16 protein-coding genes, 1 pseudogene and 2 riboswitches are annotated in these 18,420 nt (G+C 69.0%); of the genes and pseudogenes, 13 read left to right on the top strand and 4 right to left on the bottom strand.

Features of this window, described 5'->3' with window-relative positions:
• Positions 1–11 precede the first annotated feature (11 nt).
• On the bottom strand, positions 12–950 hold the full coding sequence (locus QNA09_RS19535; protein ID WP_010593466.1) for a 3-oxoacyl-ACP reductase: 939 nt from the start codon (positions 948–950) through the stop codon (positions 12–14).
• A 282-nt stretch (positions 951–1,232) separates the two neighbouring features.
• Between QNA09_RS19535 and QNA09_RS19530 the strand changes: the two genes are divergently transcribed.
• Entirely contained in the window at positions 1,233–2,855 is a 1,623-nt protein-coding gene (locus tag QNA09_RS19530) for an acyl-CoA synthetase (protein ID WP_040275002.1), read from the top strand.
• Positions 2,856–2,920: 65 nt separating this feature from the next.
• Here the strand turns inward: QNA09_RS19530 and QNA09_RS19525 are convergent, their stop codons facing one another.
• The gene (locus tag QNA09_RS19525; protein ID WP_040275004.1) at positions 2,921–3,430 is read right to left on the bottom strand and encodes a nuclear transport factor 2 family protein; all 510 of its coding nucleotides are present in this window, start codon (positions 3,428–3,430) and stop codon (positions 2,921–2,923) included.
• The gene (locus QNA09_RS19520) at positions 3,427–4,326 is read right to left on the bottom strand and encodes a TIGR03619 family F420-dependent LLM class oxidoreductase (protein ID WP_308072029.1); all 900 of its coding nucleotides are present in this window, start codon (positions 4,324–4,326) and stop codon (positions 3,427–3,429) included. Before QNA09_RS19520 ends, QNA09_RS19525 begins: the two co-directional genes overlap by 4 nt.
• 245 nt (positions 4,327–4,571) lie before the next feature.
• On the opposite strand from QNA09_RS19520, the gene QNA09_RS19515 reads away from it, so the two are divergent.
• The 10 genes and pseudogenes from QNA09_RS19515 to QNA09_RS19470 all read left to right on the top strand — a co-directional run bounded on the left by QNA09_RS19515 (position 4,572) and on the right by QNA09_RS19470 (position 14,308).
• Positions 4,572–5,465: an IclR family transcriptional regulator gene (locus tag QNA09_RS19515; protein WP_010593462.1), complete on the top strand. Its 894-nt coding sequence runs from the start codon at positions 4,572–4,574 to the stop codon at positions 5,463–5,465.
• Positions 5,466–5,718: 253 nt separating this feature from the next.
• A pseudogene (locus tag QNA09_RS19510) lies at positions 5,719–5,847 on the top strand (zinc transporter permease); the annotation flags it as partial.
• 76 nt (positions 5,848–5,923) lie between these two features.
• Positions 5,924–6,133, top strand: coding sequence for a hypothetical protein (locus QNA09_RS19505; RefSeq protein ID WP_059174947.1), 210 nt, complete (start codon positions 5,924–5,926; stop codon positions 6,131–6,133).
• A 281-nt stretch (positions 6,134–6,414) separates the two neighbouring features.
• A complete protein-coding gene (locus QNA09_RS19500; RefSeq protein ID WP_244213181.1) occupies positions 6,415–7,404 on the top strand; it encodes a GTP-binding protein in 990 nt (329 codons plus the stop codon).
• Positions 7,405–7,959: 555 nt separating this feature from the next.
• Positions 7,960–8,925: a thiamine pyrophosphate-dependent dehydrogenase E1 component subunit alpha gene (locus QNA09_RS19495; RefSeq protein WP_017679839.1), complete on the top strand. Its 966-nt coding sequence runs from the start codon at positions 7,960–7,962 to the stop codon at positions 8,923–8,925.
• Positions 8,926–8,939: 14 nt separating this feature from the next.
• Positions 8,940–9,971 (top strand): alpha-ketoacid dehydrogenase subunit beta, encoded by a 1,032-nt coding sequence (locus QNA09_RS19490; protein ID WP_017679840.1) that lies wholly within the window; start codon positions 8,940–8,942, stop codon positions 9,969–9,971.
• Position 9,972: 1 nt separating this feature from the next.
• Entirely contained in the window at positions 9,973–11,523 is a 1,551-nt protein-coding gene (locus QNA09_RS19485; protein ID WP_203011121.1) for a 2-oxo acid dehydrogenase subunit E2, read from the top strand.
• A 10-nt stretch (positions 11,524–11,533) separates the two neighbouring features.
• On the top strand, positions 11,534–12,934 hold the full coding sequence (gene lpdA, locus QNA09_RS19480; RefSeq protein WP_308072028.1) for a dihydrolipoyl dehydrogenase: 1,401 nt from the start codon (positions 11,534–11,536) through the stop codon (positions 12,932–12,934).
• 74 nt (positions 12,935–13,008) lie between these two features.
• A complete protein-coding gene (gene lipA / locus QNA09_RS19475) occupies positions 13,009–14,013 on the top strand; it encodes a lipoyl synthase (RefSeq protein WP_043822252.1) in 1,005 nt (334 codons plus the stop codon).
• Between the two features lie 4 nt (positions 14,014–14,017).
• Positions 14,018–14,308, top strand: a complete 291-nt coding sequence (locus QNA09_RS19470) for a DUF3263 domain-containing protein (RefSeq protein ID WP_017679844.1) — start codon at positions 14,018–14,020, stop codon at positions 14,306–14,308.
• A gap of 92 nt (positions 14,309–14,400) precedes the next feature.
• Here QNA09_RS19470 and QNA09_RS19465 read toward each other — a convergent pair whose 3' ends face one another.
• Positions 14,401–15,528 (bottom strand): GAF domain-containing protein, encoded by a 1,128-nt coding sequence (locus tag QNA09_RS19465; protein ID WP_225222678.1) that lies wholly within the window; start codon positions 15,526–15,528, stop codon positions 14,401–14,403.
• A 376-nt stretch (positions 15,529–15,904) separates the two neighbouring features.
• A riboswitch (TPP riboswitch) is annotated at positions 15,905–15,999 on the top strand.
• Between the two features lie 200 nt (positions 16,000–16,199).
• Positions 16,200–16,292, top strand: a riboswitch (TPP riboswitch).
• Between the two features lie 54 nt (positions 16,293–16,346).
• Between QNA09_RS19465 and QNA09_RS19460 the strand changes: the two genes are divergently transcribed.
• Positions 16,347–17,111 carry a 3-oxoacyl-ACP reductase gene (locus QNA09_RS19460; RefSeq protein WP_040274193.1) on the top strand — a complete coding sequence of 255 codons (765 nt, stop codon included), beginning with the start codon at positions 16,347–16,349 and terminating at the stop codon, positions 17,109–17,111.
• A complete protein-coding gene (locus tag QNA09_RS19455; RefSeq protein WP_010593450.1) occupies positions 17,111–18,418 on the top strand; it encodes an LLM class flavin-dependent oxidoreductase in 1,308 nt (435 codons plus the stop codon). Before QNA09_RS19460 ends, QNA09_RS19455 begins: the two co-directional genes overlap by 1 nt.
• Positions 18,419–18,420 lie beyond the last annotated feature (2 nt).

The following is an 18,420-nucleotide window of genomic DNA, read 5'->3' as shown; positions in this document are numbered from 1 at the left end:
GTCCCTTCCACTCATGCGCCGACGGGGTCGCCCGTGGCGAGCGCGACCTTCTCCAGTTCGGCCACACTGTAGGCGGCGTAGGTCTCGTACGGGCCGCGACCGGAGAAGTAGGACGAGAGCTGGTCACCGAGTTCGTCGACGGTGAACGCGGAGCCCGCGGCGTCGAAGCGGTGCTCGACCTTGGGGGCCTCCATGAGCGCGACCATCTTGCCGTACACGACGAAGACCTGACCGTTGACCTCGTCGGAGGCGGGGGAGGCGAGGTACCGGACCAGGGTGGCCACTCGCTCGGGCGCGAGCGGGTCCAGACCCGACGCGCCGGTGTTGTTCTCGCCGAATGCGTCCGCAGTCATGGCCGTGCGGGCGCGCGGGCAGATGGCGTTGGCCCGCACCCCGTACCGCGACAGGCCCTGGGCGGTCGACAGGGTCAGGGCGGTGATGCCGGCCTTGGCGGCCGAGTAGTTGGGCTGCCCGGCCGAGCCGAACAGGAACGCCTCGGAGGAGGTGTTGATCACGCGGCCGTAGACGGGGCCGTTCGCGTCCTTCGACGCCTGCCGCCAGTGCACGGCCGCGGCGCGCGACGTCGCAGCGTGGCCCTTGAGGTGCACCCGGATCACGTCGTCCCAGTCCGACTCGGACAGGTTGAAGATCATCTTGTCGCGCAGGATGCCGGCGTTGTTGACCAGGATGTCCATCGATCCGAACTCGGTGACCGCGGTGCGGACGAGTTCCTCGCCGAGCGCCCAGTCCGAGACGTCGCCGGTGACGGCGACGGCGCGGCCTCCGGCGGCGCGGATCTCGTCGACGACGTCGTGGGCGGCGGCGCCCATGTCGTTGACGACGACGGCGGCCCCGGCGTCGGCGAGGGCGAGGGCTTCGGCACGGCCGAGGCCGGCGCCTGCTCCGGTGACGACGGCGGCGCGGCCGTCGAGGGTCAGGTTCTGGGTCATGATGGGCTCCTTGGGTCCGTGCGGGAGTGCAGAACGGTGACTGAAAACTAGTATTCATTCTAGTACCTGCACAAGGGTGTTCTCCGGCCGCACTCTCGCGAGCCGAGGGTGTTCCCGTAATTCCGCAGGCAACCGTGGGGCCTGGCCTTCGCGTCATCATCCGGCCGTTGATCCCGGAACAGGAATATGTTCTACTGAATTTGCTGTGATCCGCGGCACACCCGCGACGATCGCGTGGTCGTGCGCGTCCTGCCCCACCCACGAACCCCGGAAGGACCCGCGATGTCTCTGAACCTGGCCGATCTCACCGAGGCCGTCGTCGATGCGATACCCGACCGGACGGCCCTGATCTGCGGGGACGAGTCCCGGACGTACGCCGAGTTCGACGCGCGCGCCAATCGGGCCGCGCACCACCTCGCGGCCGTCGGAGTGACGGCAGGTGATCATGTGGGCCTGCACATGCGCAACAGCCTCGAGTTCCTGGAGGTCATGTTGGGCTGCTTGAAGATTCGCGCGGTGCCCGTGAACATCAACTTCCGCTACGTGGGTGCCGAGCTCGTGCACCTCTACACCGATGCGGACCTCGTGGCACTCGTGGTCGACGACGAGTTCGCCGACGTCGCGGCGCAGGCCGTGCCGCACACCTCACGGCTGCGGCACATCACCGTCGTCGGAAGCGCCGAGACGGCGGCGCTCGAGCAGGCCGCGGCAGCTGTGGACGCGACCGTGGCGCGGTACGCGGAGGCGGTGGAGAGCGCCTCGGGGGAGAGGGATTTCGGTGCGCGGAACGGCGACGACCGGTACATCCTCTACACCGGCGGCACGACGGGCATGCCCAAGGGCGTGATGTGGCGGCACGAGGACTTCTACTTCGCGGCGCTGGCCGGCGGCAACCCCTACGGCGAACCGCACCGCAGCCCTGCCGATCTCGCCGCGGCCGCCGCGGCCAACGAGCACCCGATGTCCTATCTCGTCACGGCGCCGCTCATGCACGGGGCCGCGATGTACTCGGTGCTGATGGGGCTGTTCACGGGTGCGAAGCAGGTGCTGATGCGGTCGTTCGATCCGATCGAGGCGCTGCGCCTGATCGACCGGCACCGGATCGCGATCGTGATGGTGGTCGGCGACGCCATCAGCCGGCCGCTGGCCGACGCGGTCGCCGCCCGCGGCACGGAGTTCGATCTGAGCTCTCTGCTGGTCATCGGCTCCGGCGGGGCGCTGTGGTCGGCGAGTGTGCGCGCACACCTGGCGGAGCTGCTGCCGAACGTCTACCTGCGCAACTCCTTCGGCTCGTCGGAGGCGGGCGCGACCGGCACCCTCGACGCCGGCTCCGACGGCCGTGCGCGGATCTCCCCGTCGCCGACGCTGCGGGTGGTCGACACGGATCTGGCCGAGGTCGAGCCCGGCTCGGAGACCATCGGTTACCTCGCCCGCATCGGCCACGTCCCCCTCGGCTACTACAACGACCCGGACAAGTCCGCGGCGACGTTCCCCGAGCGTGACGGTGTGCGCATGTGCCTGCTCGGGGACCTGGCCACCGTGGAGCCGGACGGTGCGATCGTCGTGCTCGGCCGCGGGTCGGCCTGCATCAACACCGGCGGCGAGAAGGTCTACGCGGAGGAGGTCGAGGAAGCCGTCAAGAGCCATCCGGCCGTCCTCGACGCCGTGGTGGCGGGGATCCCGGATCCGCTTCTGGGCGAGCGGGTCTCGGTGGCCGTCCAGTTCCGTCCCGGTGTGGACGCGCCCACGGCCACGGAACTGGCCGACCACTGCCGGACCCTGATCGCCGGGTACAAGATCCCGAAGACGATCGTGCCGGTTCCCGAGGTGCTGCGTTCGCCCGCCGGGAAGGCGGACTACCGGTGGGCGAGGGCGACGCTCGAGAACGCGACCGTCGACGCCTGACGTCGTCGGACGAGGAACGGCCGGCCCCGCATTCGGTGCCGGCCGTTCCCGGTGTCCGGGGCGGGTCAGCGACCGGCGCGGGCGAGCAGCTCGCGCGACTCGTCGCGGCCGTCGAGCACCCGGGCGGTGCGTCTGCGGATCCGCCACCGGCCGTCGTTCTTGACGAGTTCGAAGCGGTTGGCCGTCACGCGCCAGACCCGGAAGCCGTTCTCGTCGTGGCGCAGCAACTGCGAATGGCAGGTGGCCACGGCCGTGTCACCCTCGACCCGGATGTGCACGGGATCGAGGAGGTGTCCGCATCCTTCGTGGATGTAGTCCTGGTGCGGCCGTGTGCGCACCATCTCCATGATCTCCTTGCGGCCGTTCATGGTGCGCATGTCGACGTCGTAGACGGCGTCCTCGGTCCACAGTTCGCCCACCGCGTCGGCGTCGCCGGCATCGACGGCCGGGCCGTAGGCGGTGACGATCTCCTGGACGGCGATCTTGTCCTCGAGGAGCTGGACGCGGGCGAGGAGGGACCGGACGAGTTCTGCGGTGTCGGTCTCTGCGGTGTCGGTCTCTGCGGTGTCGGTCATGAGGTCTCCTGTTCGGATGGTTCGGCCGGGGCGAAGTCCAGCCCCAGATCGGTGCCGAGTGCCCGCAGGCACTCGAGTTGTTCGCAGTAGTGTTCGACGCCGGTCGCGGCGACGGTCGCTCCGACCACGGTGGCGCCGGCCTCGCGACGGCGATCCAGCGACCGGGCGGTGCGCTCGCGCGCGCCCAGCGGGTCGAGGGGCGCACCGGTGTCGAGGACGACGTCGAAGCCCTCCGGGCGGTCCACCCGGCCGAGCATCGCGGTCAGGTCGGGCAGGGGCAGGCCGAACGGCACCCAGCCGTCGCCGTGGGCGACGGCGCGGCGCAGCGAGCGCAGCGTGCGGCCCCCGATCCACAGCGGGACGCGGGGTTGGACGGCGTGCGGCTCGACGAGCAGGTTCTGGAATTCGTAATAGGACCCGTGGTACTCCGGCAGTCGTCGGGACAGTGCGGCGCGCAACGCGGCCAGGGCGTCGTCGGCGCGGGCGCCCCGGTCCTCGAACGGTGCGTCGAGGAGGTCGAACTCCTCGCGCAGGCTGCCCACCCCGAGGCCGAGCGTCAGCCGGCCGCCGCTGAGGACGTCGAGGGTGCCGTAGCGCTTGGCGATCTCGAGCGGGTGGTGGTAACCCAGGACGAGCACCTGAGTGGCGAGCCGGATGCGTTGCGTCCGGGCAGCGAGATAGCTGAGCGTGGCGAGGGGGTCCCAGTAGGTGCCCCCGCGGGTGGCCGCCACGTCCACCGGGACGGCGACGTGTTCGCTGCAGGTCAGATGGTGGAAGCCAAGGAGATCGGCGGTTCGGGCCACCCGGGCGAGGTCGTCGATGCCGGCGGTGCGTTCCCACGGTGAGTGCACGCCGGGGTGCTGGACCACGACGGGGCTGACGATTCCGATGCGCATGCGAGCCTCTCCGCTGCCGGGACTGGGAGGGTGTCGGTCCGTTGTACCGGACGGCATCGTTTCGTTGCGGCCGACGTTCCGATCAGCGGGATCCGCGTCGACCGCGGACGCGAGGCGCGTCAGGGTCGCAGGGGGAGATTCGCGCCGCCGATCACTACTGGCGGCGAGAGTGAGCTGATACACTTTCAGAATTCATTTCAGTTTTCCCGCTCCCATCCGGGGGCAGAAGTATCGGGAGGCCGCAGATGGCAGTCGTCGAAGCAACGGAACCGACAGCTACCACCGCCCCGCGGCGCGACGTGCCGCCGTCGATGGTCGAACGGATGACGCTCATCCTCGACGCGTTCGAGGGCAGGTCCTCGCGCCTGACGCTGGAGGAGGTGGCCTGCCGCACCCGGCTGCCCCGCTCGACCGTGCACCGCATCCTCGATCAGCTCGTGAAGCTGAACTGGGTCGACCACGCATCCTTCGGCTACTGCCTCGGCCGGCGGGCGCTCGGTCTCGGCGGCGGGGACGGTGGCCACGGGGAGATCCGGGCGTCGGCGGCGCCGCTCCTGCACGAGCTGCACATGCAGACCGGCATGGTGGTCCACCTCGCCGTCCTCGACGGCGCCGAGAGCGTCTACCTCGACAAGGTCGGCGGCCGCTTCGCCGCGGCGCTGCCCTCGCGGGTCGGCGGCCGGGCCCCGGCGTACACCACCGCCGGTGGCAAGGCGATGCTGGCCTGGCTCGAACCCGAGCGCGTCGACGACCTGTACGAGCGGCGCCTGGCCCGCCGCACCGAGCACACCATCGGTGACCTCGCGACCCTGCACCAGGAACTCAGCCGGATCCGGCAGAGGCGCGGTCTGTCGTTCGAGCGCAGCGAGTCCGTGCGCGGCGTCGCGTGCGTCGCCGTCGCTGTGCGCGGGCACGACGGTCCGGTCGCCGCGATCTCGCTGTGCGGCGACGCCCGCACCGCGCAGCTCGAGCGGGTCGCACCCCTCGTGGTGGACGCCGCCCGAGAGGTCTCCCGCAGCCTCTACCCCGAACTCGGCGCCCCGCGCCGGGGCCGCCGGGCGCCCGAACCGCCCGAGAGCACGTGGTCCCCGGACGCGATGGACCGGCTGCTGTCGGTCCAGAGCGGTCAGTGGCTCTGAGGGACTTGTTCGAGGCCTCATGCCGCGAGCTGGCTGCGGTGGTGGGCTTCGTGCCGGTCTCGTCCTGAGGGTCCCGCTTCGACGCGTGCCGCGTCGGTGCCCTACGGACCCCTCGCTCCGTCCCGGCCCGCGAACAGTGCCCGAGGTGAGTGCTTGAGTCGGGTGTCCGCCCCCGGTCGCGGTGGGATACTGGACGAGGGGTGACGGTTCCCGACGGAGGAGTTCTGCGATGACCGAGACCGACCACCGCGAGCATGCAGGCCACGACCACACCCATGGCGAGGGTTGCGGGCATGTGGCCGTTCCGCACGGCGACCACATGGACTACATCCACGAGGGGCACCGGCACGCCGCGCACGAGGGGCACTACGACGACCACTGACCGGCAGGACTCGCCCCGGGGCGCAACCGACCCGCGCATCCGGGAGTTCTGTGAGCGCAATCTGCGCTGGAGATGGGTGCTGCTGGGTGGGATCTGCAGCATCGGGGCACTGCTGGGGGTCGCGCCGATCCGTGTCGCGGTGGTCGGCGCCTGGCTGATCCTGCTGGGTATCGCGGTGTTCTCTTTGCTCCACCGGCCGATCGGAGCACCGGTGGCCTCGTTCGGCCTCGGAGTGCTGACACCGGCCGTCGTTCCGACAGCGCTGGATCTGCTCGACTCGCTGTGAGTTCCCCTCATGGTCTGGGAACCGCGGCAGCGGCCCACTCCCGGGAGGGCGACAGCGGTCGCCGCCGAACTCGGGGTCGACGAATCGCAGGGTGAGCTCCGAGGACACGCTCGACGTCGCACACCGACTCCAACGGGGTCCGTGGTGGCGACGGCGGGCGACCCCATGAGCAGGGTCTTCGAGGACTCGGGCGACGAGCGGCCGACGTTCACGAGTCCCCCTATTAATGAAAACGGTTATCGTTATAATTGGGCATCGCACCTCGACCCTCAGGACGCCCCATGGACATCTCCGATCCGGTGCGCGTGCACCTCTTCTTCACGCAACCGGCGGCAGCCACCGCGTTGCGCCGCGCTCTGGGCCCGTCGGCTGCGGACCGGCTCGTCGAGTTCGACGCCTTCGTGCCGCACCTGCGCTCGGCCGCGGACGTCACCGCTACCGACGCGCTGGTGCAGTGCCGCGGGGACGCCGGCGCGCCGCACGTGATCTCCGAATTCGTCTCTGCCCGCGACGAACATCCCCGGGGCCTCGCCCTCGCCTCGGTCGTCACTACCGTCGACGCCCTGACATTGTGGGATATGTTGGTTGCCCCTGCCCTGTACCGGAGGCGAAACCCGGGGGCGTCGCTCGTGGCGACCGCGACGCAGATCGAGCACGCCACCGTCGTGGTGTTCACCGCATGGACATCGCTGGCAGTGGACGATCTCCATCTGCTCGTGGCGCTGGTCGGGCACCTGAACCCGGCGGCGACGGTGGTGCTGCTCGGAGCCGACGCCCCCTTGGTGCTCGATCGGCACGGATTCGACGTCGCCGAGGCGAGCCTCAACCGCGCGGGCTGGATGCACGTGCTCAGCGACACCTTCGCCCCGCGCAGTGTCCACGCACGGGTGTCCACCTTCCGGTACCAGAATCTTCGCCCGTTTCATCCCGGCCGTCTGGCTGCGTTGTTCGATGCAGGTCCGGACTCGCCTGTCGGGGCGAATGTGGTACGGGCGGTGGGCTTCTGCCAGCTTGCATCGCGCCCCCACACGGTGGTGCTGTGGGATCAATGTGCCACCGAGTTGCAGTTCACGGCCATGCACACCGACACCGATGCCTGCGCGGAGGAATCGCTCGCCCTAGGCCAGGACATCGCATTCTTCGGCGTCGACCTCGATCCTGCCCGGCTGCAGGACGTGCTGGATGCGTGCATCCTCGATGACGACGAGTTTCTTGCCGGGCCTGCAGCCTGGACGGCTCTGCCGGATCCGCTGCCTCGGCGGGGAACGTAGATCCCGTGCCCGCGCCGGGGCCCGGCGCTTGTGCGGTCCCGGGCTGGTCCGGGAGCAGACTCGGGTGACCGTGGGCCGGTCAGGTAGCAGCGGTGGTCGCCGCATCGGCGGAAACACCAGCTTCTCGCTGCTGTGGCCGTCGCTACGCGCCGGGTGGCCATCGAACGTCGAGTTCGTCAGGAGAACCACGGTATTCACCAGGGACACAAAAAATCCGGCAAACCGGGCACATCGAAGTGTCGTCGGCGATGTCATCTTCACGGGGACCCTGTCACGGCTGCGGATCGATCCGCCCCCTTCCCGAGTGCTCTCCCGCTTTTCCATGCGCGGTATCCAGCCCGCGCGCGTTCCGTGCGGCAACCGACCCGGCTGCGACCGCGAGTGTTCGTGCCGGGCCCGGGCTGCAATCCGCCGCAACGTTGAGCGGGCTCGCTCCCTCTCCCTACATTCGTGACCCGGGTTACACGGCGTGAGACGAGGACCGTCCCGAAGTCTCGTCACGCTCGGGGCTCGGCCCTGTGCGGCAGGCCCTCAGGCAGAAAGTAGAGGAGAGCAATGGCGCTGAACAAGAGTGCATTACTGAGCGCGTATCGGAAGATGTCGGAGATCCGCGAGTTCGAGGACCGGTTGCACGAGGAGAACGCGACCGGCGACATCCCGGGGTTCATCCATCTGTACTCGGGGCAGGAAGCGATCGCCGTCGGTGTGTGCGAGAACCTGCACGACACCGACTACATCGGCTCCACCCACCGCGGACACGGCCACTGCATTGCCAAGGGGTGTGACCTCGACGGGATGATGGCCGAGATCTTCGGCAAGAACGACGGACTGTGCCACGGCAAGGGCGGATCGATGCACATCGCCGACCTGTCGGTGGGCATGCTCGGCGCGAACGCGATCGTCGGCGGTGCCCCGTCGCTGGCGATCGGTGCTGCGCTGAGCGCCAAGACCCTGGGGAACGGCGGTGTCGCGGCCTCGTTCACCGGCGACGGCGGATCCAATCAGGGCACCGTGTTCGAGGCCATGAACATGGCGGTCGTGCTCGAGTTGCCGATCGTCTTCGTCATCGAGAACAACGGATTCGGTGAGGCCACCGGCCGCGACTATGCGGTCGGCACACCGAGTATCGCTGCGCGCGCCGCGTCGTTCGGGATGCCCGCTACCACCGTCGACGGTACCGACTTCTTCGAGGTCCACGAGGCGGCGCGCGAGGCGGTCGAGCGCGCCCGCAGGGGAGGCGGTCCTTCCACCATCGAGGCGGTGGCACACCGCTGGCACGGCCACTTCGAGGGCGACGCCCAGCTGTACCGCACCGCGGACCAGGTCGCCGAGCTCCGCAGGACCCAGGATCCGCTGGTGAAGTTCCGCGCGAAGGTCGACGGCAAGAAGGTCACCGCGAAGGAACTCGATGCGATCGACGCCGAGGCTCGTGAACGGGTCGAGGTCGCCGTCACGAAGGCGCGAGCTGCCGAATACCCGCCGCTGACGAACCTGCTGACCGACGTCTACGTGTCGTACTGAGAGAGAGAACGAAAATGACCACGTCGAAGACGACATATCGCGAAGCGATCAAAGCCGCACTCGCACAGGAGATGCAGCGGGACGCGACGGTCGTGCAGATCGGTGAGGACCTGCGCGGCGGTCACGCCGGCACCAATCCGGAACTCGAGTCCGGGAAGGTGGAGGCGTTCGGCGGTGTGCTGGGGGTGACGAAGGGTCTGTGGACCGAGTTCGGTTCCGACCGTGTCATCGACACCCCGATCACCGAGTCCGCGATCATCGGCATGGCAGCCGGCGCTGCTCTGACCGGGCTGCGACCGGTGGCCGAGTTGATGTTCATGGACTTCTTCGGAGTCTGCTACGACGCGCTCTACAACCAGGCCGCGAAGTTCCGGTACATGTTCGGCGGCAAGGCCCGTACCCCGCTGGTGGTGCGGGGCATGATCGGCGCCGGATTCTCCGCCGCCGCCCAGCACTCGCAGTCACCGTACAACGTGTTCGCCGCCGTTCCCGGCCTCAAGGTCGTCGCCCCGTCGAATGCGTACGACGCCAAAGGCCTGCTGATCCAGTCGATTCGCGACGATGATCCCGTCGTGTTCTGTGAACACAAGACACTCTACGACGTCAAGGGCGAGGTTCCGGACGAGCCGTACACGATCCCGTTCGGTGTCGCCAACTACACCCGTGAGGGCACGGACGTCACGATCATCGCGCTGTCGGCGATGGTGAACGCCGCCAACACCGCCGCGGACAAGCTGGCAGCCGAGGGGATCTCCGTCGAGGTCGTCGACCCCCGCACGGTGTCGCCCCTCGACGAGGAGGGCATCCTCGAATCCGTCGCCTCCACCGGCCGGGTTGTGATCGCCGACGAGTCCGCGGCGCGCTGCGGGTTCGGTCACGACGTCGCCGCGCTGATCGCGACGCGTGCGTTCGGGTCACTGAAGGCGCCGATCGAACTGGTCACCCCGCCGCACACTCCGGTGCCGTTCTCCCCGGTCCTCGAGCAGGCGTGGCTGCCGAACGCCGCTCGGATCGAGGCCGCCGTCCGCAAGGTTGTGAGTGCCTGACATGAGTGAGATCAAACTGATCGAAGTTCCCAAGTGGGGCCTGTCCATGGAGGAAGGCACCGTGGCGGAGTGGCTGGTCGAGGAGGGAGCGTCCTTCTCGAAGGGCGACCTGATCTGCGAGATCGAGACCAGCAAGATCGCCAACCAGTTGGAGGCGCCGTTCGACGGGGTGCTCCGACGGGTCGTCGCCAAGCCGGGGGAGACGTTGCCGGTCGGTGCGGTGCTGGCGGTGTCGGCCGAGGCCGCGGTCTCGGACGCCGAGATCGAGGAATTCCTCGCGGGCATCGGGGCAGATCAGGTGCCGGCACCGGCCGAGTCGGGGCGGTCGCCGGGCGGGCAGCCCGCCCCCGCGCCGCCGGATCTCGAGAGCAGCCCGCCGGCGCCGGCGGCCCACGAATCGGTCCCGGCGACCGGGGCGGCCCCCGGGTCCCGTCCGCGTCCCGGCGCGACGATCGTTCCCGATGCCCTGCGCGGACGGACGAACGGTGACGTGTTCGCGACTCCGCACGCCCGCCGCCTGGCGGACGAGCTGTCGATCGACCTGGCCCGTGTGACGGGGACCGGCCGGGAGGGCCGGATCTCGGTTGCCGATCTCCACGACTCGATCCGTGCGGCTGGTGGAACCGTCGCACCACCGCAGTCGCCGACGCGGTCGGGTGTACCGGGACGTTCCTTCGAGGACGACACCGCCGTCCCGGCCACCCCCGTGGCCCGACGTCTGGCCGCGTCCCTCGGGATCAATCTGCACGACTGCCGCGCCACCGGTTCACGTGGTCGGGTGTGTGAGGCCGACGTCCGCGAGGCCGAGCGCCGGTTCCGGCTGCAACCGGAAGTCGTCGCCGCGCCCGAACCCGCCGCGGAGGCGGAGTTCGAGACGATTCCGTTCACCGCGATGCGCAAGGCGATCGGGCAGCGGTTGCAGGAGTCGAAGCGCAGCGCCCCGCACTTCCGGCTCACCGCGGACCTGCAGATCGACGATCTTCTTGCCTTGCGGACGAAGATCAACGCGACCGTTCCGGCCGTCAAGCTGTCGGTCAACGATTTCGTCGTCAAGGCGTGTGCCGCGGCGCTGCGGAAGGTGCCCGATGTCAACGTTCAGTTCGACGAGGCGACACAGTCGGTGCTGCGCTACGCGAGTGCCGACATCTCGGTGGCTGTCGCACTGCCGTCGGGTCTGATCACCCCGATCGTGCGCGGCGCCGACGGCAAGACGCTCGCCGAGATCTCCGGGGAGGTGCAGTCGCTGGTGACCAAGGCCAAGACCGGGAAACTGACGGCCGACGAGTTCCAAGGCGGCACCTTCACGGTGTCCAACCTCGGCATGTTCGATGTGCGGGAGTTCGACGCGATCATCAACCCGCCGCAGGGCGCCATCCTCGCGGTCGGTGCCGGACAGGAGCGTCCCGTCGTCGTCGACGGTCAGGTGGTTGCGCGCACGATGCTCACCGTCACGCTCTCGTGCGACCACCGGGTGATCGACGGCGCGCTCGGCGCGACCTTCCTGCGAGAACTCCGGCGTTTCGTCGAGTCACCCGCGCTGATGCTGGTCTGAGAGGTACACCATGACAGAGAAATACGACGTCCTCGTCGTCGGCAGCGGGCCGGGTGGCTATGTCGCCGCCATCCGCGCCGCGCAGCACGGTCTGCGCACTGCGGTCGTCGAGCGGGACCGGCTCGGCGGGATCTGCCTGAACTGGGGGTGCATCCCCACCAAGGCACTGCTCCACGGCGCCGATGTCGCCCACACGCTGGCGAACCTGCGGCCGCTCGGGTTCAGTGCGAGTGGTGTGGAATTCGACATGGAACGCCTCGTCGAGTTCAGCCGGTCGGTGTCGGGGCGACTGTCCGACGGCATCGGCTACCTGATGAAGAAGAACGGCATCGACGTCGTCCGGGGGTCGGCGCGGCTGCTCGACAAGGGCGTCGTCGCAGTGACGGCCGCGGACGAGTCGGTGTCCGAGTACCGGGCCGACCACATCATCCTGGCCACCGGAGCCCGGCCGCGATCGGTACCCGGTGTCGTCCCCGACGGTGACCGGGTCTGGACGTACTTCGATGCCCTGGTCCCGTCGGAGTTGCCGAAGTCCTTGCTGGTCATCGGCTCCGGCGCCATCGGCGTCGAATTCGCGAGTCTGTACAACGATCTCGGCACCGACGTCACCCTCGTCGAGGTGGCTCCGCAGATCATGCCGGTCGAGGATGCCGCCGTCGCGGGCCACGTACGGCGGCAGTTCGAGAAGCGAGGCATCAGGATTCACACCGGCGCCTCGGTGTCCGAACTGACGGTCGACACGAACGCCGTCACCGTGGCCGTCCGGTCGGCCGACGGAACGATCGACGAGTCGACCGTAGACAGGGTTCTCGTTGCGGCCGGAATCCAGGGCAACGTCGAGGACCTCGGCCTCGAGGAACTCGGCGTCGAGGTCGAACGCGGATTCGTCACCACCGACCAGTGGTGTCGCACCACCGCATTCGGCGTGTACGCGATCGGTGACGTGGCGGGCGCACCCTGCCTCGCCCACAAGGCAAGCCACGAGGCCGTGCTGTGTGTGGACAAGCTCGCCGGTGCGGATCACGTCCGGCCGTTGGACCGCGACTACGTTCCGGGCTGTACCTATGCGAGGCCGCAGGTCGCGAGCCTCGGTCTCACCGAAGAACGAGCGCGTGCGACCGGCCGCCGCCTCCAGATCGGGCAGTTCGACCTGCAGGCGTCCGGGAAGGCGCTCGCGATCGGCGAAGCCGACGGCTTCGTGAAGACGATCTTCGACGCCGACAGCGGCGAACTCCTCGGTGCCCACATGGTCGGCCCGGATGTCACCGAGCAGATCCAGGGATTCGGTATCGCTCGATCCCTGGAGGCGACCGCCGACGATCTCGCCGAGGTCGTCTTCGCGCACCCGACACTGTCGGAGGCGATGCACGAATCGGTTTTGGCCGCACTGGGCCGTCCGATCAACATGTAGCAAGTCCCGCCGAACCGCGGGCCCGCGTGGGATCGTGGTTCGGCGGGAACCCACGCCCAGGAATCGAACGAAACGTGAATCCCACCCCTGGAACATCACCCGAGGCGCCGGCCCGGTCGGGCCGCACATTGCTTCGACTGGAGGTCCGCAATGCGCAGACCCCCATCGAACGCAAGCCGAACTGGATCAAGGCCCGCGTCAAGACGAGTCCTGCGTACGCCGAACTCGAGAGCCTGGTCGAACGCGAAGGACTGCACACGGTGTGTGCGGAAGCCGGCTGCCCCAACATCTTCGAATGCTGGGCAGACCGCGAAGCCACGTTCCTGATCGGCGGTCGGCAGTGCACGCGCCGCTGCGACTTCTGCCAGATCGACACCGGCAGACCCACCGACCTCGACCGGGACGAGCCCCGCCGCGTCGCCGAGTCCGTGCACGCGATGGGACTTCGGTACTCCACCATCACCGGGGTCGCCCGCGACGACCTGCCCGACGGCGGCGCCTGGCTCTACGCCGAAACCGTCCGGCAGATCCACGCCCTCAACCCCGGCACCGGCGTCGAGAACCTCGTCCCCGACTTCGGCGGAAAGCCCGACCTGCTGGCCGAGGTGTTCGACTCCCGGCCCGAGGTGCTCGCCCACAACCTCGAGACCGTGCCGCGGCTCTTCAAGCGGATCCGCCCCGCGTTTCGCTACGAACGCTCGCTCGGTGTGCTCGCCGCCGCCCGCGACTTCGGCCTGATCACCAAATCGAACCTGATCCTCGGTCTGGGCGAGACCCCACAGGAAGTGCATCAGGCGATGATCGACCTGCACGATGCCGGCTGCGACATCCTCACCATCACCCAGTATCTGCGTCCCTCGCCGCGGCACCACCCGGTCGAGCGGTGGGTCGCGCCGGAAGAATTCGTCGAGCACGCGAAGGCCGCCGAGGAGATCGGTTTCGCCGGCGTCCTGGCGGGGCCGCTCGTGCGTTCCTCCTACCGCGCCGGCCGCCTCTACGCCGACGCCATGGCCCACCACCGCCGTCCACTCGCGGCTGCTCTCAGCCGTCTCGCCCCAGCGCACCCGCCAGGAGAGTGACCACATGAGTTCCGCCGTCGAAGACGACCGCATCGTCGAGTTCGCCCGCCGCTGGCTGCCCTACGGGGGCGGAAGTCCCGGAGACCTTCTCGTCGAATTCGGTATGACCCCCGCGGGATATCTGACCCGGCTGGGTGAGATCCTCGACAGCCCCGCCGCCATACGGCTGCACCCCCGATTACGTGCGGACCTGCGCAACTTCGTCGCTGCGCGCACCGTCGCCTCGCGCGCCGCCGAATCCGCGCCGACCCGGAGGGACGATGTTCGGAGAGAAGCCCGGTCCGCCCCGCTGTGAGCCCCGGGGAGGAGGGCGCGCGTGCCGCTCCTACCCGGATTCGTCGACACGGAGGCGGCGGGGGCTCGGAGCGAGATATCCGCAGGCGGATCTCACCTGATCACACGGACTTCGACCCCCTCCGCGAACCGGTACGGTTGGGGCGTCAGCACAGGACCGAGGCTCTTACGCAGGCGGGAGACCTCGGCACGGACGGCAACGATGTGGTCCCGGTCGCCGAACAGGGCCTCGCTCAACGACGCGGCATCGATACCGGCCGACCGGGTACGTGCCAATACCCGCAGAATCTGCGCGTGCCGCGGTGACAGGGCGCGCGTCCATTCCGTCTCCCCCCGCACCGTCACCCGCGGAGCCGCCCCCAGGTCGAGTTCGAGTTCGACGGCCGCCCGTTCCGCTCGGCGCCGCACCAGCCATGCGTCACCGAGCGGTTCGGGCACGCAGAGTCCGAGACCGGGCACGAGCAGCGGTCGGTCGCCGCCCGGCGGTGCCAGTCGTTCGGGAACGCCGATTCCGCTGGCTGCCACGACCCAGCCGTGGCCGTCCACGACAACGGCGGGCCCGCACGTCGCTGCGAGCACCGGTGCCGCATCGGCACGGAGCCTGTCGAGGTGGGCGGCATGCTCGCGCCAGAGCATCGACTCGGCCAATCGCACAGCCGTCTGCACGAGGGCCACGGTGGCCGGATGCACCGACATCGCGGACCCGCTGATGTCCAGTACCCCGAGTACCTCGCCGGAGCGTGGATCGTGGACCGGTGACCCCGTACACGACCAGCCGTAGTGGGACCGCGCGTAGTGTTCGGCCGAGAAGAGCTGCACCGGAGCGTCCTCGACCAGCGACGTGCCGACCGAATTGGTGCCCACCGACTTCTCCGACCACCGGGCGCCCTCCACGAATCCGAGGACGTCGGCTTCCCTCTGCACGTCGCGTGCACCCTCTCGCCACAACACCACCCCGTCCGAGTCTGCGACGACCACGATGAAGTTCGCGTCGCTCGCCACCTCGGTCAGGGTGCCGCGTAGCTCGGGCAGAACCGATCTCAGGGCACTTCGTGCACGGCGCGCCTCGAGTTCGGAAGTGTCCGCGAGTACGACGTCCTCACACCGGGCGGGACTGACACCGTCTGCCCGAAGACGCGACCACGACCGGGCGACGACGTCGCGCGGCGGTACCGGCGGCGTCCGACCGGACATCACCGCGTCGTGGACGTCGCTCAGCAATCGGGCGCGGCGCGACAAGTCTTCACCGGAACCGAAAGCGAGCAACCGTTGGCGCGCCGAACTGGCCTTACTCACGCCGTCCAGCCTACCGTCAGGAGTGTGAGCCACACCATGGCCCCTGCCGTCTGCGGCCGTCACGAATGCGGAATTCGTCGACGATCTCGCACACTCGCCGAGAAGTGGGTCGACCGGCACACTGCCTGAGCAAGATCGTTCCGCACGAACGCTTTCGGGCCCCACGCACGCCACCACAGGTCGACACACCCGCGCGAAGCGGACCGCACCGTGTACGGCGTGGCCCCGGCCGGCTCGCCACCGAACCCGTCCATCTCCCGCGGCCCCACCGAGCCGCCGAACGACGTCGACGCCTTATGATCCTCTCGACACGGGGTGCCCTGGAGGAGGGCTGAGATCACACTCGTCGAACCTGCTCTAGTTCGTACTAGCGAAGGGATGTCCGAACGACGATGTCTGCTTGTCCACCGCCGCGAGTGTTGTCCGTTGCCGGTTCGGATTCCGGAGGACAGGCAGCGCTTCTTCTGGACCATGTTCAGGCGACCCACTGCCGCCGGATCGTCCTCGTGCCGGGCGGGAATCCTTCGCAGCCTGCCGAGTTGTCCGATGTGACATCGAAGTTCGACGTGCAGGCACAGCCGGGGTAGTCTTGCGACGGACTCGACACGGGGTGCCGGAAACGGCTGAGAGACAGACCCGTCGAACCTGATCTCGATCATGCGAGCGAAGGGATGCCGAGCCGGCGCGGCCGTGTGGTCCGTCGCTGCGGTGAACCCCTTCCCACCGAAGGGAAAGAACAGACAATGCTCCTGCAGAACCAGACTGTCCTCGTCACCGGCGCCGGGCGCGGTCTCGGTCGCCACCTCGCGCAGGCGTTCGCCGACGAGGGCGCCGCCGTCGTGGTCAACTACCGCAACAGCAGCGACGCCGCCCACGCCCTCGCCGAGAAGATCGGCCCGGACCGTGCGATCGCCCTGCCCGCCGACGTGACCGACGCCGCGCAGGTAGACGTCCTGTTCACGCAGGCCCGGAAACAGTTCGGCCGGCCGGTCACCACCGTGGTCAACAACGCGCTGCCCGACTTCTCCTTCAACGGCGACGCGCGCCGCAGAGCCGACGAGATCGGCTACGGCGACTTCGCCGCTCAACTCGACGGCATCGTCGGCGGCGCTGTCAACACGATCCAGGCGGCCCTGCCCGGCATGCGCGAGGCCGGCGGCGGCACCGTCATCAACATCGGCACCAACCTGTTCCAGAACCCGGTGGTGCCGTATCACGACTACACCGCCGCCAAGGCGGCACTGCTGTCGCTGACCCGCACGTTCGCGGCAGACCTCGGGCCCGAAGGCATCCGCGTGAACATGGTCTCCGGCGGGCTGCTGCGCACCACCGACGCATCGGCAGCGACCCCCGAGGAAGTATTCGACCTGATCGCCGCCTCCACGCCCCTGCGGAAGGTCACCACCCCGGCGGACGTCGCCGCCGCCGTCCTGTTCTTCGCTTCCGACTGGTCGCGAGCAGTGACCGGCCAGAACCTGGTGGTCGACGGTGGACTGGTGATGAACTGATGCCGGAGCCCCGCACCCTCCATCTGAACGCCTTTCTCCACGGTGTCGGCCACCATTCGGCGGCCTGGCGGCATCCATCGTCCGCGGCGGAGCGAATCGGCGACATCGCCTACTACGAGGAACTCGCGCGGACCGCCGAACGCGGCTGCCTCGATGCGGTGTTCTTCGCCGACGGACACTGCGTGAACCCGGGCTACACGGCCGGGACCACGTGGTTTCTCGAACCCCTGACCGCGCTGTCCGCCATGGCGCGCAGGACGAATCGCATCGGGCTGGTCACCACGGTGTCCGCGAGCTTCCATACACCGTTCCATGCGGCGCGGATGCTCGCCTCGCTGGACCACATCAGCGGTGGACGGGCCGGGGTGAACATTGTGACCTCGATGTTCGACGCGGAGGCGCGCAACCACGGGTTCGACGCGCTGCCGGACCATGCTGAGCGTTACGGCCGCGCCGAGGAGTTCATCGAGGTGCTGACTGCGCTGTGGGACTCGTGGGACGAAGCCGGCATCCTCGTCGATCGCGCGGCCGGTCGATACCTCGACGCCGATGCCATCCGTCGGATCGACCATCGCGGTCAGCACTTCCGCGTCGACGGGCCGCTCACCGTGCCGCGTTGTCCGCAGGGGCGTCCGGTGCTGTTCCAAGCGGGCGCGTCGGAGACCGGACGCAACCTCGCAGCGCGGCACGCCGAAGCGGTGTACTCGGTGTCGTGGGATTCGGCCGCGGCGCTCGACTTCGCCACCGATCTGCGTGGCCGCGCTGCCGCCGCCGGACGAGATCCCGCGTCGATTGCGATATTGCCGGGCCTCGTCCCCTACGTCGGTCGCACCGAGGACGAGGCCCGGGCGAAGAAGGCGACCCTGGACGCGTTGCTCGACATCGACGCTGCGCTCGCCCAGCTCGGTGTCTTCACCGGTCAGGACTACACGGGCCACGATCTCGACGCGCCGGTGGACGACCTGCCGTCCCTCGATCAGTTCTCCGGCCCGCAGGGCCGCTACGCGACGGTACAACGGATCATCGAAACGCACCGGCCCACTCTGCGTGAACTGCTCGGCTACCTCGCGGCCGGAGGAGGACATGCGACGATGATCGGCACGCCCGAGGCGATCGCGGATGGGATCGAGGAGTGGTTCGTCGCCGGCGCCTGCGACGGATTCAACCTGATGTGTCCGGCGTATCCGGATTCGCTGGACGACTTCGTCGACCTCGTCGTCCCGGAACTGCAACGCCGCGGCCTGTTTCGCACCGCATACCCCGGGGCCACCTTGCGCGACAGTCTGGGACTGTGGTCCTTCGCGTGAAG

Source organism: Rhodococcus sp. AH-ZY2 (genome assembly GCF_030916465.1).
Taxonomy (GTDB): domain Bacteria; phylum Actinomycetota; class Actinomycetes; order Mycobacteriales; family Mycobacteriaceae; genus Rhodococcus; species Rhodococcus ruber.
This window is presented reverse-complemented; position numbering and strand designations above follow the sequence as displayed.